Origin of the sequence: Paenibacillus sp. FSL W8-0919, assembly GCF_038003785.1 — a bacterium.
Taxonomy (GTDB): Bacteria; Bacillota; Bacilli; order Paenibacillales; family Paenibacillaceae; genus Paenibacillus_AQ; species Paenibacillus_AQ lactis.
This window is the reverse complement of record NZ_JBBOPV010000001.1, coordinates 917961-932583: the sequence shown is the minus strand read 5'-3', so window position 1 is coordinate 932583 and position 14623 is coordinate 917961. Positions and strand designations below refer to the sequence as shown.

Below are 14623 nucleotides of genomic sequence, written 5' to 3'. Positions count from 1 at the left end.
CATTATTCATAAGTTAGGCATTCTTTAAGGATGAATATGACCATAACATGGTATAGATTTAGGAATAATTTATGCATAATTTACGTGAATTTAACAGTTCGCATGATTCCTGTTTACATAGGATTTTTATACTGGGGGTGTGTTTAAGGGAGGTGACCGGTTTGCTGAAACTCCAGCATGTAAGCAAACATTTCGACAATAAAGCGGTTTTGGACGATATCAGCGTGGAGATCGGCACGGGAGAGATCGTCTCCCTGCTCGGTCCGAGCGGAAGCGGGAAGACGACGCTGCTGAATATGATCCTCGGTCTGACGAAAGTCGACCACGGCAAAATTTTATTCCACGAACAGGACCTGAGCCGCGTGCCGATGAAGAAGCGGGGATTCAACATTGTTTTTCAGGACTACGCCTTGTTTCCGAATCTGAATGCCTACGAGAATATCGTTTATGGCTTGCGCAATAAGAAAGGGGCTGCCAGCGCGCAGGAGGTTCAATTTTCTTGAGCTCCAGCCGCATTTGAAGAAGCGGATCAGCGAGCTGTCCGGCGGGCAGAAGCAGAGGGTGGCACTCGCTAGGACGCTTGTGACGAAGCCGAGGATTCTTTTGCTGGATGAGCCGCTCAGCGCCTTGGATGGCGTCATTAAGGAGTCGATCAAGCAGCGGATCAAATCGATTGCGAGGGAATTCAAGCTGACAACTATTATTGTCACGCATGACCCGGAGGAGGCGCTTACGCTGTCGGACAAAATCCTCATCATCCATCAGGGGAAGGTGGCGCAGTTCGGAACGCCTCAGGAGATTGTCCATCAGCCGGAGAACGAGTTCGTGCGGGAGTTCATTATCAAGCAGCTGCACATCAAGCGCCAAAACATTTACAACCTGTTCGGTGAGCAGTATGCCTAACGCCAAGCCGGAAATGCGGGTGATCTTTACCGTCATCCTGCTGCTATTCGCCTTGTTCCTGTTCTTGCCGCTCTTGATTCTGCTCGTGCGTTCGCTGGAATCCGACCAGGGCTTTACCCTCGGCCATTATGCTGCGGTAATATCGAGTCCCGAAATGGCGGCGTCGATCGGGAACAGCCTGAAGGTATCGGCCATGACGGCTGCCATCACAACGGTGCTGGGCTTCATCCTTGCGTATTCCATTCATTGCACGAAAATCTACCGCCCGCTCAAAGGCGCGCTAAAAACCGCCATCATCGTCCCGATGCTGCTGCCAACGATCACATACGGGTTCGCCATTATGTATTCGTTCGGCAATCAGGGTCTGATCACCCGGATTACCGGGCGCAGCTGGTTTGAGATATACGGCTTTAACGGCCTGTTGATCGGCTATGTCATTTACACGCTGCCGCCGGTGTTTCTGCTGATCCATAACGCTTTTCAATACATGGACAAAAAATTCATCATCGTCTCAAAGCTCATGGGCGACGGCACGCTCAGAAGCTTCCTGAATACGATCCTGCGGCCTTTGGCCGGCGCGCTAGGCGGCGCGTTCGTGCTGTCCTTTATCTTAAGCTTTACCGATTTCGGCATCCCCGCCTCGGTCGGGGGCACCTACCCGGTGGTGGCTACGCAGCTCTACCAGGTCATGCTTGGATCGATCCCCGATTTCAATCAGGGCGCGGTCATCGCGGTGCTGATGCTGGTCCCGGCGGTATTCGGCATCTGGCTGCTGCGCGTTCTGGAGAGGTTGAACTTTCATTATGACAAGCTGTCCGATACCGAGCTGCCGCAGCACCGGACTCGTGATATTTTGTTCGGCGTCGGTTCATCGGCCATTGTGCTGGGGATGCTGTCCGTATTTGCGGTGATGTTCATAGCGCCTTGGCTCGGCAGCTACCCATATGACTTGACGTTCACCCTCAAGCATGTGAGGGACGTGCTGCAATCCGGAGATTTGACCGGAGTGTATCGCAACTCGCTCTGGGTTGCGCTATTGACGGCGGTGTTCGGAACGTTGACGGCTTACTTATCCGCGCTGCTGAATACGCGCACTTCGCTGAAAGCCCGGTCCGGCACGGATGTGATCTCGATGATCACCAACACGGTGCCCGGCATGGTGCTCGGGATCTCCTATCTGCTGCTGTTTAACGGCAGCACGTTGAAGGGGACGTTCACGATTATCGTCCTGTGCAACATCGTTCATTTCTTCACGACGCCATACTTGATGGCCAAGAATTCACTGTCGAAAATGAACCCGGCTTGGGAGACAACCGCGGAGCTGCTCGGAGACAGCTGGATCAAGACGGTGTGGCGGGTCATTGTGCCGAACTCTGTGTCGACGGTCATCGAGATGCTTAGTTACTTCTTCATCAACGCCATGGTGACGGTCAGCGGGATTATTTTTCTCGTCTCGGCTCAAACGTCGCTCGTTGCCAGCAAAATCAAGGAGCTGCAGCACTTCGCCAAATTCAATGAAATTTTCGTGCTGTCGATGCTGATCTTCTTTACGAATTTGATCATGAAGCTGGTATGCGATGCATTGCAGAGGAGAACGGCGCAGCGCTGAAGTTGCCACTGTTGAGTCCGCTTCGCTGCCGGATCGTATTTCAAAATATAAAAAGTATACAAGGAGTGGAGTTAATCATGATGAAGACGCTTAAGGGAATGCTGCTGTCATTGTTTGCAATCAGCATGGTGTTTGCGCTGGCCGGCTGCGGCAGCGGCACGTCGGGGGAAGCGAAGAAGGTTGTAATCTACACCAACGGGGATGAAGAAGCTGTTGCGGCGATGGAAGCCTCTCTCAAAAACGCCGGATACGACGGGCAGTATATCATGCAATCGATGGGGACATCGGAGCTCGGGGGCAAGCTGATGGCGGAGGGAAGCGATATCGAGGCCGATTTGGTCACCATGAGCTCGTATTTTATCGAAAGCTCGCAGACAAAGCATTCGATGTTCAAGGACCTGACCTTCGAAACGGGCGCCATCGACTCATATCCCGCATACTACACGCCGATTCTCGCCAACACCGGAGCGATCTTCGTGAACACCGAGGTGCTGAAGGAGAAGGGACTGCCCATGCCGACTTCCATTACGGAGCTGACCAAACCGGAATATAAGGGACTGGTATCGATTCCGAATATTATGGATTCCTCCACCGGTTGGCTGCTTGTTCAAGCGATTATCAACCAGTATGGACAAGAAGCGGGACAGCGGGTGCTCCGTGATCTGATCGCGAATGTCGGTCCGCATCTGGAGAGCTCCGGCTCGGGACCGATCAAGAAGGTTCAGGCAGGGGAAGCCGCAGCAGGCTTCGGTCTTCGTCATCAAGCGGTAGCGGCCAAGGCATCCGGTGCTCCGATCGATTATATCGATCCGATGGAAGGCAATTTCTCGCTGACGGAATCGATTGCCGTGGTGAATAAGGAGAACGGGAATACGGACCTTGCGATGAAAATGGCGGAGACCATCATCAAGGATGCGCGAAAAGATTTGATCGTGAACTATCCGGTTGCGCTCTATAAGGGCGAAACGGTCGATGAGGCGAACAAACCTGCGCATGCGATGACCTTTGAGAAGCCGCTGACCGTCGAGCTGCTGGAGGAGCATCAGCAATTTTTTAACGGATCGAAATAATGGAACTTTACTTCATAGGAGTGATGGGAAATCATGAACAGCTATAAGCTATTGACATCGGGACCGCTGACCACGACTCAAACGGTAAAAGAGGAGATGCTCTTCGACCGCTGTACTTGGGACGATGAATATAAATCGATTACGCAAAAAATCAGATCACAGCTTCTGGACCTGACCGGAGCGGAAGCCTCCCAATATACGGCCGTGCTGATGCAGGGCAGCGGCACGTTTGCGGTCGAATCGGTCATGACCTCCGCCATTTCCGATAAGGATAAAGTGCTGATCGTGTCCAACGGCGCATACGGTGAACGAATTATCCAAATGGCCGAGTACATTGGACTCCAGTACGCCGCTTACAGAACCGGTTATGATGTGCACCCGAAGGAGGAGGAGCTTCGCACTATCCTGAATGAGGATCAGCGCATCACCCATATCGCGATGGTGCATTGCGAGACGACAACCGGGATTCTTAATCCGCTGGACATGATCTCGGGGCTGTCCCGGGAATACGGAAAAACCCTGATCATCGATGCGATGAGCAGCTTTGGCGGCATCGAGATCGACGTGGCAGGGCTTGGCATCGACTATTTGATCAGCAGTGCGAACAAGTGCATCCAGGGCGTTCCGGGCTTCGGGTTTGTCATTGCGAACATCGAGCGGCTGGCGGCTTGCCAAGGCATTGCGCGCAGCTTGTCCCTGGATCTGTATGATCAGTGGAGGGGAATGGACAAGGACGGCAAATGGCGTTATACGTCGCCCACCCATGTCGTAGCCGCTTTTTCCAAGGCGCTGGATGAACTCATGGAGGAAGGCGGAGTATCTGCAAGATTCGAGCGCTACCGGAACAATAACCGGCTGCTGCGAGAGCGAATGGCGAGAATCGGAATCCGCGCTTATATCGCCAAGCCTGTTCAATCTCCCATTATTACTACATTTGTTTTTCCAAGCGACCGGTTCAGCTTCGAGCAATTTTACGCGTACATCAAGGACAGGGGCTATGTCATCTACCCGGGCAAGCTGACGGAGGTGGACACGTTCCGCATCGGGAACATCGGAGAGATCTATGAGCAGGATATCGTGCGGTTATGCGAAATTATCGAAGAATATATGGGAGTGATGGCACAATGAACAAGATCGAAGGCGTAATTCTCGACTGGGCCGGGACGGCTGTGGACTTCGGCTGCTTCGCACCGGTGAATGTGTTCGTGGATATATTCCGGAATGCAGGCATCGATGTAACGATGGAGGAAGCCAGAGCGCCGATGGGCATGCTGAAAATCGATCACATCCGCGCAATGCTGTCTATGCCGCGTGTGTCGGGACTGTGGGAGGAGAAGTACGGAAGGGCCTTCAATGAAGAAGATGTGGAGCGGCTGTACGGCGAATTCGAGCCTGCGCTCATGGCATCGTTGTCCACATACACAGACCCTATTCCTGGAGTTATCGAGACGGTGAAAGAGCTTCGCGGCCGGGGGCTGAGGATTGGCTCTACAACCGGCTATACGGCCGGGATGATGGAGGTGGTCGTATCGTATGCCGAGCGCAAGGGGTATCGCCCCGATGTGTTCTTTACGCCGGATGATACGCATTCATGTGGACGCCCCTATCCGTATATGATCTACCGGAACATGGAGCATCTGAAGCTGTCGGCTGCCTGGAAGGTCGTGAAGGTCGGGGATACCGCGTCTGATATTAAAGAAGGCGTAAATGCCGGGGTGTGGTCGGTAGGCGTTGCTGTGGGCAGCTCGGAAATGGGACTGTCCCCTGAGGAATTCGAATCCTTGTCCGAATCGGAGCGGGCGGAAGCCATCATGAGCACACGGCAGACGTTTATTCGGCACGGGGCGGATTTTACGATCGATACGATGCGCGATCTTCCGGCATTGATCGAGCGGATCGACGGTTTGCTGAGCGAGGGGAAAAGACCGGGTCATCATTATGAATAGCATGATACGAGAAGAAACCGCGCCTTGGGCGCGGCTTCTTGCTGCTTGGTTAAACTAGGATTTTTAGCGTACCATGGCCGCTCTTTTATTCTCCTCACGGACATACGCCCCGATAAACTCCGTCACTTCCCCGTCATAGCCTTCGGGATCGAACTGACGAGCCAGGCCATGGCCGGCACCGGGAACGACAAACAGTCGTTTTTCCGCAGGCCCGTTCTCGTACAGCCTGTAGACCATTTCTGTCGGGACAAACAAATCGCCGCCGCCGTGGATGAACAGAATGGGGGTTTTGGATTTCTTCACCTGCTCCAAAGCCGAAGCCTCTTTGAACGAATAGCCTGCGCGCAGCTTAGTGAGCAGACTTGTGGATGGAAGGATCGGGAACGAGGGGAGCTTATACATGCGCTTCAGCTGATACGCCAGCTCATCCGCCACCGAGGTATACCCGCAATCCGCTACGATGGCCTTCACCTGGGGAGGCAGCTTCTCGCCGCTGGCCATCATGACGGTTGCGGCGCCCATGGATACGCCGTGCAGGACGAGCTGCGCTTCTTCTCCCGTATGTTCAACGATCATATGAATCCACTTCACCACATCCTTGCGCTCCGGCCATCCGAAGCCGATATAATCACCTTCGCTCAAGCCATGGCCCCGGGCATCAGGCAGAAGGACATTAAAGCCTAAATCCTCATAGTACATTTGAGCGAAGCTGCTCATTTGCTCGGAGCGTCCGGCATAGCCGTGCGCAAGGAGAACCGTTTGGTTAGTGGCCTTTTTTGCCGGCAAATAATAGGCATGAAGCTTCAGGCCATCGTCCGCGATAAGACTCCAATTCTCGAAGCTTTGCGCGCTCCACCAGTCTTTGCTGTCCGCAAAAGGGTTCTCGACATCCGCATTGGCTGCCAGGTCCGGATTCTCTGCTAGAAATTCCTTATCTGCGCGGGCGATGGCGACGTGATAAAAATAAAAGCTGACTGCGACCATCACGATTATAAAAAGCACTAGTGCCGTAATTGCTGCTAACATGACGACAATCCTTTGTTCAATATGGTTGATAATCTCTCTATGGTCATTGTGGTGTACGTCGTGCTGAGCTGCCGTACATCGAACGAGCGGTGATTCTGGGAAGAGAGTATGTTGTTCCTATCATAGCTTATAACCGTATCCCTTTAAAAGAACAACTTACCAAAGTAACAAGCTGCCCCCCAAGTACAAAAACTTGAGGGGCAGCTGTTTTTTTAGCCTATGCTTTTTTGCACCGTACGCATAGAGAGCAATGCGCACGGTGTACAAATAGCTGCCTGTGAGAAATTCATGCTTGGAGCGATTATCAAAAAGGAAGCTTGTCCAACTTATACTCGATGCCCATCTCCGCATACCATTCGTTTAGTCCGGTCCACAAATGCTCGCAGCGCTCATATATAAGCTCCGAATCATGAAGCTGTCCCCGTGTCACCAATTCGATAAGCTCATCATAGCCCGATGGGCGAGATGGCATTTGAAGCGATTCCTCATAGGTTCTGGCTCGGGTAGTATAGAAGGTTTTGTTGGCGAGCCCGATCAGCTTGGCGCTCTGCCACGCCAGATCCTTGGCACCGAGGGGCAGGTAGCCGTTATTGCCTGCCTGTTTATTGTTGCGGATTTTGCCCATCGTTTCGTAAGGCTCCCAAATCATAAAATCTCTCATCACGGCCCGAATCGCTTCATCTGAAATTTGCATCGGCCGTGTGCGAATCTCATCGAGCAGCCGGTCCGGATCATAGATTGCTTGCAAATGAGCATATGCGCCTGCCTTAATGGCCCAGGAATCGTCAACGGTCGCAGCGGAGCGCATGGCTTCGCGTTTTTGCTTCATTCCGATTTCGATTTTGAATGGAGGATATATAAATTCATGCCCGGGAAGAGAGAAGCCATCCTTCGTAATCACCCGAAGCTCGATATCGGAGTAGGGCCCGTCGATCCCTTGGGCAAGCGAGCCGTACAGGCCGATCGCCAGAATGGCATCGCCATGAAGCTGAAGCAGCCGATCCTTGATTTGGGCAACCAATTTCATTTTTTCCTCTCTTGTCGTGGGAGCAGGGTAAGGCAGCATACGTATGATCCTCCTTATATGGCTTTTTTCAAATTGAATACGTACATAAAAAGAGTATAGCTTAAACAGGGGAGGGCCGAAAACGAATGGAGAAGGGATGATAGAGAAGAGGCAAGTACACGGGCACCTGCACGGATCGGAAAATGACTAATATCCATGCATTCCATCATATGGTAATATAGGTTTGCGGAGATGACGCTTGGATGGCCGGAATCCGCACCAAGATCATAGCTGAGGTGAGATGAGATGAGAAGAGACGAGAAGAGGCAAGGGAAGACGAAGCTGGAATTGAACCGGGTGGTGTTTATCGGTCGTACCTATGAGGAGTACATGCGGATGTTTGATCTGCAGGCAGGGGAGCTGGCAGGCAAGAAAATATTAGATTGCCCCGCCGGAGCGTGCTCTTTTACGGCGCATGCCGCAGCGGCCGGATTGGATGTCACCGCAAGCGACATCGCTTACGATCATCGGATCGAGGATCTGGAGCGGAAGGGCTTGGAGGATACCGCGCACGCAATGGAATCCATGGAGCAGACGAAGCGAAACTTTATATGGGACTTTTACGGGGATGTTGCGGGCGTCAGCCGTCATCGCCATCAAGCCCTCCAGGACTGTGTTTCGGATATGAGAGCACATCCGGAGCGGTATGTGGCTGCAGTGCTGCCGGAGCTGCCATTTTGCGAAGAACAGTTCGATCTGGTGTTATCCGCTCATTTTCTGTTTATGTACAGCGACCGTTTGGACTATGACTTTCACCTGAACACGATTCGAGAGCTGCTTCGGGTTGCTTCGGAGGAAGTACGTATTTTTCCGCTAACCGATTTGTCGGGGAACCGATATGAGCATCTGGAGCGACTGATTCAAGATCTGGAAGCTGAAGGTCTCGAAGTGACCGAGAAACAGGTGTCCTATGAATTTATGATCAATGGCAACTCCATGCTGCAGATTCGAAAAACAAGATGAAGAAACTAGGGGGCCGATCAACATTCGGCTCCCTTTCTTTGTGGTGATCTTATAAGCGTGGGAGTAAGATTTTCGTATAACTGTGAGGTGAATGGTTCTTGAAAGTGATCAAATGGATGACTGCTGCTGTACTTCTTTGCTGCACCTTTGTTTTAGGATCGTGTTCTCCACAGCAGGCGGAGAATCCTCTACCTGAAGATCAAGAAGAACAGCCTGGACAGCTGCCCCAAGCCAAAATTACAAATGTATCTACAACCCTAGAGGAACGGGACAACTGGTTCGTCGTCCCGGAAAACACGGAAACCGTGACATTTAAGGTGGAAGCGGAGCATACGAATACGGTTCTGTTCTGGATTGCTCCTACAGGTACCGAGACAGGGAAGGAACGTAAAATAATAGGTTATGATGCCGATGGTTCCGATGGCTGGTCATTGGAATGGAAGGTAGGAAATCAAGCACTGCATGATCATATATCGATTGAAGCATTGGGCGTTGATGGCCGCACAATGGATAGTTATACGCTAAATATACATTCTGATTGAGGGAGCTGCCGGAAGTTCCTGGGGATATATATTTGTTAAAAATTGGATTAATACAAATACGCAACATTTAATAGTGGATTTCGTTCTCGACTACGTAAATATCTTTTACAAATACTAAGGGGGAATCACGTGAAAAAAGCTATTTATATCATTGCCTCTTTGGCAATCGTCTCATCGATCGGATTTGGAATGATACAAACTGGTGGAGATACCAGTCAGGTTGCAGGCACAAAACAACTGAAGGAAGGCACCTATCAAATAGCTACGACCCACGCTAAAATACCTTTCTTTGAAGAGTTTAGCACTTTAGAGAACTACTCGGAAATAATCGTAATTGGACATGCAGTAGGGCAACAAGGCACCTATCAAGTTAAAACAGATACTGGAGCGATAATTGACAAGCTTGATAAAACGCCTTTTCAGATTGACAAAGTTTTTAAGGGTAACATCTTTAAACAATCTACAATCACCGTAATGGAGGATGGGCGTATTGAAGATGGTGTATACCACAACCTGGAAGGATACGTCAAAATGAACGATTCCAATCAATATTTACTGTTTTTGCGCAAAACCGGTGATAACACATATGCTGTTAATGGATCTTACCAGGGCAAATTTAATGTTGATAAACCGGGTAAAGTTTCGAACTTCACGAGTAATTCAATTTCTCCACAACAATTAGGAGATGTTGAATACCTTGGTGAAAATACGGAGCATTACAACAAACTGAAAGATAAAGCCATTAGTAAATACACAATCAAGGCAGCCGACTAAGCGAAAATCCCACGGAGTAAATCCGCGGGATTTTTTTATTTGGGGGCTCGTCTTATTGGCCGCTATTTGGCTTTCTATGGGCTTAGCTGATCTAAGACAGCAACCGGGAACAGCCTTCAAAAGGATAGGGTGTAAACACTTGATCGTGAATGGTGTCAAATTAAGGCAACCTTGAGTCAGCCTCTTATGTAACAACGGACCTCTCGTGACTTAATCGAGATCCTTCCACTTCATATCCAGCATAGGCGGTGTATAACTCTCCATTAGCTCCAGAAGCTTGATCGGATCGTCGGAAATGTTGATCAGATTCAAATGGGACGAATTAGCAAAGCCGGCGGTAATGCTGGATTGGACCAGGCTCATCAGCGGGTCGTAGTAATTTCGGATATTCAGCAGCCCGATCGGCTTCTGGTGAATCCCGATTTGAGACCAGCACAACACCTCGAACAATTCCTCAAAGGTTCCGAAGCCCCCAGGCAAAGCGATAAAGCCGTCGGCGTATTTCCCCATCGTTGCCTTACGCTCATGCATATCCGCAACTTCAATCAGCTGCGTTAGTCCGGTATGTACAATTTCGCCCTTAAATAACCCCCGGGGCATGACCCCAATGACCTCGCCGCCAAGCTCAAGCACCGTATTGGCCACCTCGCCCATCAGTCCGACACGCGATCCGCCGTATACCAGCCGGTATTGTTTTCGGGCAATCAGTTCGCCTAGCGCTGCCGCTTGGGTCTTATAATCCGGATGCTCACCCATGTTCGAGCCTGCAAATACGCATATTGATTTCAATTCAGCCACTCCTAACCAGATGTTGATAATCATTCCGAGTAATTATACTATATATAGTGATTGGTGTCATGGAACGAAAAAACATGTCTTCGTGTTCCTTAAGTTAGAGCATGTTTATATCGTACTCGCCTTATGTTAAACCGCATGTTAGAAGACCCTTATATGTAAAAATTTATGAATAAGCCGACAACACTCGCGGTTTCAACCATGAAATGAATCGGCTTTGGGCAAGGCGTATCTTTTTAGCGGCTCAAGACATAGGGTACAGCCCAGAACTCGGAGGTATTTGGACAGTGAACATGAATGAAGCGCAGCAATGGATCAAGCAATTTTACGGAGGGCGGGGCTGGACGGACTACGGTCCTTTTATCCGCATCGGTTTTCTGATGGAGGAGGCGGGGGAGGCCGCCAGGGCAGTACGCGCTTATGAAATCGGGAGAGACCGACCGGACGAGGAAGTATCGTCCCGAGAGCGGCTGAAGCAGGATTTGGTGGAAGAAATCGGCGACGTTCTTGGCAATATATCATTGCTGGCCGATCTCTATGATATATCGCTGGAGGAGGCATTTCGGGCACATCAGCAGAAGCTGCTGAAACGGTTCAGCTCCTGAGTGGAGTGACGGATTGACATAGAACATTAATGTATGAAAAAAAGAAAGGTCGAGTCCTGTCATCCGATATGCCGGATGGGAACTCGACCTTCTTTGAGCTGGAGAAGCCGGGTAGGCTTCAATAGCACAGACCGCTAATGCTTCGGCCGGTTAAGACACCAACACCTTGCGGAATTCCTGGGTGAGCAGCGGCACGATGTCGAACAGGTCGCCGACGATGCCGTAATCGGCTACCTTGAAGATCGGCGCTTCCGGGTCCTTGTTGATCGCGATAATGACCCGCGATTGGCTCATGCCTGCCAGGTGCTGAATGGCGCCGCTGATGCCGCAAGCGATATAGATCTCCGGCGTAACCACCTTGCCGGTCTGCCCGATCTGGAGCGCATAATCGCAGTATCCGGCATCGCATGCGCCCCGGGAAGCGCCGACGGCGCCGCCGAGCAGCTCGGCCAGCTCCTCGAGCGGCTTGAAGCCCTCCGCGCTCTTCACGCCGCGCCCGCCGGAGACGACGATTTTGGCCTCGGAGAGGTCGATTTTTCCCGTCGTTTTGCGGACGACATCCTTAACGACGGAGCGGAGGGAAGGCGCGGGGAAGGCGACATCCTCGATGCTCGTGTCCACACCCTCAACAGCTTCGGCTGCCGGGATGTTGTTGGGCCGCACGGTCACCACCCATGGTCCGTTTACGAACACCCGCTTCTCGAATGCTTTGCCGGCATAGAGCGGACGGGTGAATACCGCTTCGCCGCTGTTATTCTCAATCGCGGTTACGTCGGAGATTTGACCGGCATCCATGGAAGCCGCCACCAGCGGAGCGAGATCGCGTCCGATCGCTGTATGTCCGAATAGAACCGCATCCGGCTTCGCAACGCCTAGCACCGCTTCGATCGCCGCCATGTAAGCGTCGGGATTATAGTGCTCCAGGTCGTCATGCTCAACGGTATAGATGATTTCGCCGCCGTAAGGCTTAAGCGCGGATACGGCCTCCGTAATGTTCGAGCCAGCCACGAGAATGCGGATGCTGTCCCCGTCACCTGCGATCAGACGGGCTGCCTCCAGCGTTTCCAGGGCGACCTGACGCAGCTTCCCGTCGCGGGTTTCCGCGTATACCAGTATCGTTTTGCTCATAACATAACCTCCTTAGGTCCCTATCGAGATGGATGAAGAGATGATAAATCAATAAGTTAAGAGCCAATCAAACAAATCACGGTTCAAGCTTAGATTGATCAGAGGGCTGTAATTCGCCCACCCGAACCTAGGGCCCGGCCATCGAAATGCGTGCATGACGGACATCCCATGAACCATACAATCAGAATACGTAGTGAAAGGGGAAGTGCTCGATCAGCCCCTGTGTAACCGCATTCAACGAATCGTATAAAAGTAAGGAGCGAAGAATCTCCCCGTATTCCGTAAAAAACTAGATCACCTTGGACTCGGTTCGCAGCAGCGTAACAAGCTCATGCGCCACCTCGGCAGGCTCACCCTTCAGAATGCGTCCGGCGCTGCGCTCCGGCGGCAAGGACAGATCGCTTTGCTTCGTCGCCGGGCGGATATCGTCCTCGGAGAGACCGAGATCATCCAGCGACAGCGTTTGAAACGGCTTCTTCTTCGCCTTCATAATGCCCGGCAGCGACGGGTAACGCGGCTCGTTCAAGCCCTGCTGGGCGGTGAAAATCGCTGGCAGCTGAACCTCCAGCACTTCGAGATCGCCCTCGGCGTCCCGGTGCACTTCAGCCTTATTGCCGCTGATCGTAAGCTTGGTAATCGATCCGGCATGGGCTATGCCGAGCAATCCCGCAAGGCGTATCGCGACTTGGCCCGAACCCCGGTCGACCGAGAAGTTGCCGCCTAGAATCAGATCCGGCGTTTCTTTAGCCAAATACGCATGGAGCACTTTCGATACGGCATATTCGTCATCCGGTATCCGTTCATCCGAGATAAGCACCGCATCGTCCGCACCCATCGCAAGCGCGGTCCGCAAAGCCTCCGACGTGCGGTCCGGACCGACCGAGAGAAGCGTGACGCTGCCGCCATGCTCGTCGCGGAGCTTTACGGCTTCCTCCACAGCATATTCGTCATACGGATTAATCACGAATTTGACGCCATCCTCGGCAATCGACCCGTTCTCAATCTCAATCTTCTCCTCGGTGTCAAATGTTTGCTTCAGCAATACTACAATCTTCATGGGCCTCAGCTCTCCTTTCGAATGGTTGCCTTCATAAAATATGATGAGCGGGACTTGTTTTATTGCCCGCTGGACACACCGTTCAGAAAAAATCCAAGCGTCTCCTCCACCTGATCGGACAGGGAATACTTGCGGCCCGAGATGAGCCAGGAGGTTACCGCTTCGTCCATCGCTCCGAATATCAGGCTGCGCACAAGCTTAACGTTAAGATCGGGGCGGAACTTCTTCTCTTGGATACCCTGCTCCAGGATATTCTCGATCAATACGATATAGGGCTTAAGCGCATTGCCGATTTCCTTGCGAAGCTCGAGATCGCTCTGCCGGAGCTCAATCTGCGTGACATAAGCCAGTTCCGGATTGCTCTCCAGCTCGGAAAAATGAATGCTGCATACGGTCCGCAGGGCTTCCACTGCGTCTGTCGTTCCTTTCACGCTTTCGTGGAATTTTCCGACGAGCTCGCCGAGCTTCTCCTGGAACAGACGGATCAAGATATCCTCCTTTCGCTTGAAGTATAGATAGATGGTACCGTCGGCTACGCCGGCCGCCTTGGCGATCTTGGACACCTGGGAGCGGTGGTAGCCGTTCTCGGCGAATACTTTCAGGGCGCCTTGAAGGATCAGATGGTACTTCTCATTTTTTTTACTTGTCATATGCTCACCCCGATGTTAGAATACAGTTAAAATTATGAATGAATACTCATTCAGTTCTTGTATCCATCATAAAATACGTTCATGTCATTGTCAACGACCGGTTGACTGGGGCCGGGAAATTTATGAAGCGGGCGTATTCGGACCACAAATTATAGACGTTCATATCACTAGGGCAACAGACGGCAGTTTAACCGTAAGAGCGAAATGCAGCTTTAAGGATCGGCAAAGCCATTACCGGTTTAAAGGATCTAGATACGCAGCTAACGCAAGCAAGTTCGGTTTGAAGAAGTCGGCAGGGCACAGGTATGAAGGTCTATTTTTAGTCCTTGAATGTAAGCGCTTCATATGTTGTCCGAGTAACGCATGGACGGGCGGATTAGCGGAAGGAGTGACGGCAGCCTGGTTTCACGGTGCAGAGTGCAGTTGGATCAACACCAACCTCGTTGTTGGCAGTCTTCCGGCTTAGGAGGCGGGTTAAGAGTCCAACCA

At 51.6% G+C, this 14623-nt stretch carries 14 protein-coding genes and 1 pseudogene; 9 read left to right on the top strand and 6 right to left on the bottom strand.

What is annotated here, in order from left to right:
• Positions 1 to 161 precede the first annotated feature (161 nt).
• From NST44_RS03895 to phnX, 5 genes and pseudogenes are all read left to right on the top strand, one after another.
• Positions 162 to 903 (top strand): annotated as a pseudogene (locus NST44_RS03895) (ABC transporter ATP-binding protein).
• Positions 896 to 2512 carry an ABC transporter permease subunit gene (locus NST44_RS03890; protein WP_028404225.1) on the top strand — a complete coding sequence of 539 codons (1617 nt, stop codon included), beginning with the start codon at positions 896 to 898 and terminating at the stop codon, positions 2510 to 2512. Before NST44_RS03895 ends, NST44_RS03890 begins: the two are co-directional and overlap by 8 nt.
• A 77-nt stretch (positions 2513 to 2589) precedes the next feature.
• Complete coding sequence (locus tag NST44_RS03885; RefSeq protein ID WP_028404224.1) at positions 2590 to 3582, top strand: extracellular solute-binding protein; 993 nt, start codon at positions 2590 to 2592, stop codon at positions 3580 to 3582.
• A 33-nt stretch (positions 3583 to 3615) separates the two neighbouring features.
• Positions 3616 to 4710, top strand: coding sequence for a 2-aminoethylphosphonate--pyruvate transaminase (gene phnW, locus NST44_RS03880; protein WP_340897890.1), 1095 nt, complete (start codon positions 3616 to 3618; stop codon positions 4708 to 4710).
• Positions 4707 to 5528, top strand: coding sequence for a phosphonoacetaldehyde hydrolase (phnX, locus tag NST44_RS03875; RefSeq protein WP_210094332.1), 822 nt, complete (start codon positions 4707 to 4709; stop codon positions 5526 to 5528). Before phnW ends, phnX begins: the two co-directional genes overlap by 4 nt.
• Positions 5529 to 5591: 63 nt before the next feature.
• On the opposite strand, the gene NST44_RS03870 is transcribed toward phnX, so the two are convergent.
• Positions 5592 to 6554, bottom strand: a complete 963-nt coding sequence (locus NST44_RS03870) for an alpha/beta hydrolase (RefSeq protein WP_007132925.1) — start codon at positions 6552 to 6554, stop codon at positions 5592 to 5594.
• Positions 6555 to 6858: 304 nt separating this feature from the next.
• A complete protein-coding gene (locus NST44_RS03865) occupies positions 6859 to 7581 on the bottom strand; it encodes a kanamycin nucleotidyltransferase C-terminal domain-containing protein (protein WP_244152802.1) in 723 nt (240 codons plus the stop codon).
• Positions 7582 to 7866: 285 nt separating this feature from the next.
• On the opposite strand from NST44_RS03865, the gene NST44_RS03860 reads away from it, so the two are divergent.
• From NST44_RS03860 to NST44_RS03850, 3 genes are all read left to right on the top strand, one after another.
• Positions 7867 to 8583 (top strand): SAM-dependent methyltransferase, encoded by a 717-nt coding sequence (locus tag NST44_RS03860; protein WP_213613351.1) that lies wholly within the window; start codon positions 7867 to 7869, stop codon positions 8581 to 8583.
• A 104-nt stretch (positions 8584 to 8687) separates the two neighbouring features.
• On the top strand, positions 8688 to 9125 hold the full coding sequence (locus NST44_RS03855; RefSeq protein ID WP_373872013.1) for a hypothetical protein: 438 nt from the start codon (positions 8688 to 8690) through the stop codon (positions 9123 to 9125).
• 129 nt (positions 9126 to 9254) lie between these two features.
• Positions 9255 to 9899, top strand: coding sequence for a hypothetical protein (locus tag NST44_RS03850; protein WP_007132921.1), 645 nt, complete (start codon positions 9255 to 9257; stop codon positions 9897 to 9899).
• Positions 9900 to 10109: 210 nt separating this feature from the next.
• On the opposite strand, the gene NST44_RS03845 is transcribed toward NST44_RS03850, so the two are convergent.
• Positions 10110 to 10688, bottom strand: coding sequence for an LOG family protein (locus NST44_RS03845; protein ID WP_007132920.1), 579 nt, complete (start codon positions 10686 to 10688; stop codon positions 10110 to 10112).
• Positions 10689 to 10987: 299 nt separating this feature from the next.
• Between NST44_RS03845 and NST44_RS03840 the strand changes: the two genes are divergently transcribed.
• Positions 10988 to 11299, top strand: a complete 312-nt coding sequence (locus tag NST44_RS03840; protein ID WP_245255874.1) for a MazG-like family protein — start codon at positions 10988 to 10990, stop codon at positions 11297 to 11299.
• A 150-nt stretch (positions 11300 to 11449) separates the two neighbouring features.
• Here NST44_RS03840 and NST44_RS03835 read toward each other — a convergent pair whose 3' ends face one another.
• From NST44_RS03835 to NST44_RS03825, 3 genes are all read right to left on the bottom strand, one after another.
• Complete coding sequence (locus tag NST44_RS03835) at positions 11450 to 12427, bottom strand: electron transfer flavoprotein subunit alpha/FixB family protein (RefSeq protein WP_007132918.1); 978 nt, start codon at positions 12425 to 12427, stop codon at positions 11450 to 11452.
• Between the two features lie 289 nt (positions 12428 to 12716).
• On the bottom strand, positions 12717 to 13484 hold the full coding sequence (locus NST44_RS03830; RefSeq protein WP_007132917.1) for an electron transfer flavoprotein subunit beta/FixA family protein: 768 nt from the start codon (positions 13482 to 13484) through the stop codon (positions 12717 to 12719).
• 59 nt (positions 13485 to 13543) lie between these two features.
• On the bottom strand, positions 13544 to 14134 hold the full coding sequence (locus tag NST44_RS03825; protein ID WP_007132916.1) for a TetR/AcrR family transcriptional regulator: 591 nt from the start codon (positions 14132 to 14134) through the stop codon (positions 13544 to 13546).
• Between the last annotated feature and the right edge of the window lie 489 nt (positions 14135 to 14623).

Excerpts from the sequence above, each read along its gene's own strand:
- NST44_RS03890 (WP_028404225.1), top strand. The coding sequence starts at position 896 with ATGCCTAACGCCAAGCCGGAAATGCGGGTGATCTTTACCGTCATCCTG.
- NST44_RS03885 (WP_028404224.1), top strand. The coding sequence starts at position 2,590 with ATGATGAAGACGCTTAAGGGAATGCTGCTGTCATTGTTTGCAATCAGC.
- phnW (WP_340897890.1), top strand. The coding sequence starts at position 3,616 with ATGAACAGCTATAAGCTATTGACATCGGGACCGCTGACCACGACTCAA.
- phnX (WP_210094332.1), top strand. The coding sequence starts at position 4,707 with ATGAACAAGATCGAAGGCGTAATTCTCGACTGGGCCGGGACGGCTGTG.
- NST44_RS03870 (WP_007132925.1), bottom strand. The coding sequence starts at position 6,554 with ATGTTAGCAGCAATTACGGCACTAGTGCTTTTTATAATCGTGATGGTC.
- NST44_RS03865 (WP_244152802.1), bottom strand. The coding sequence starts at position 7,581 with ATGAAATTGGTTGCCCAAATCAAGGATCGGCTGCTTCAGCTTCATGGC.
- NST44_RS03860 (WP_213613351.1), top strand. The coding sequence starts at position 7,867 with ATGAGAAGAGACGAGAAGAGGCAAGGGAAGACGAAGCTGGAATTGAAC.
- NST44_RS03840 (WP_245255874.1), top strand. The coding sequence starts at position 10,988 with ATGAATGAAGCGCAGCAATGGATCAAGCAATTTTACGGAGGGCGGGGC.
- NST44_RS03835 (WP_007132918.1), bottom strand. The coding sequence starts at position 12,427 with ATGAGCAAAACGATACTGGTATACGCGGAAACCCGCGACGGGAAGCTG.
- NST44_RS03830 (WP_007132917.1), bottom strand. The coding sequence starts at position 13,484 with ATGAAGATTGTAGTATTGCTGAAGCAAACATTTGACACCGAGGAGAAG.
- NST44_RS03825 (WP_007132916.1), bottom strand. The coding sequence starts at position 14,134 with ATGACAAGTAAAAAAAATGAGAAGTACCATCTGATCCTTCAAGGCGCC.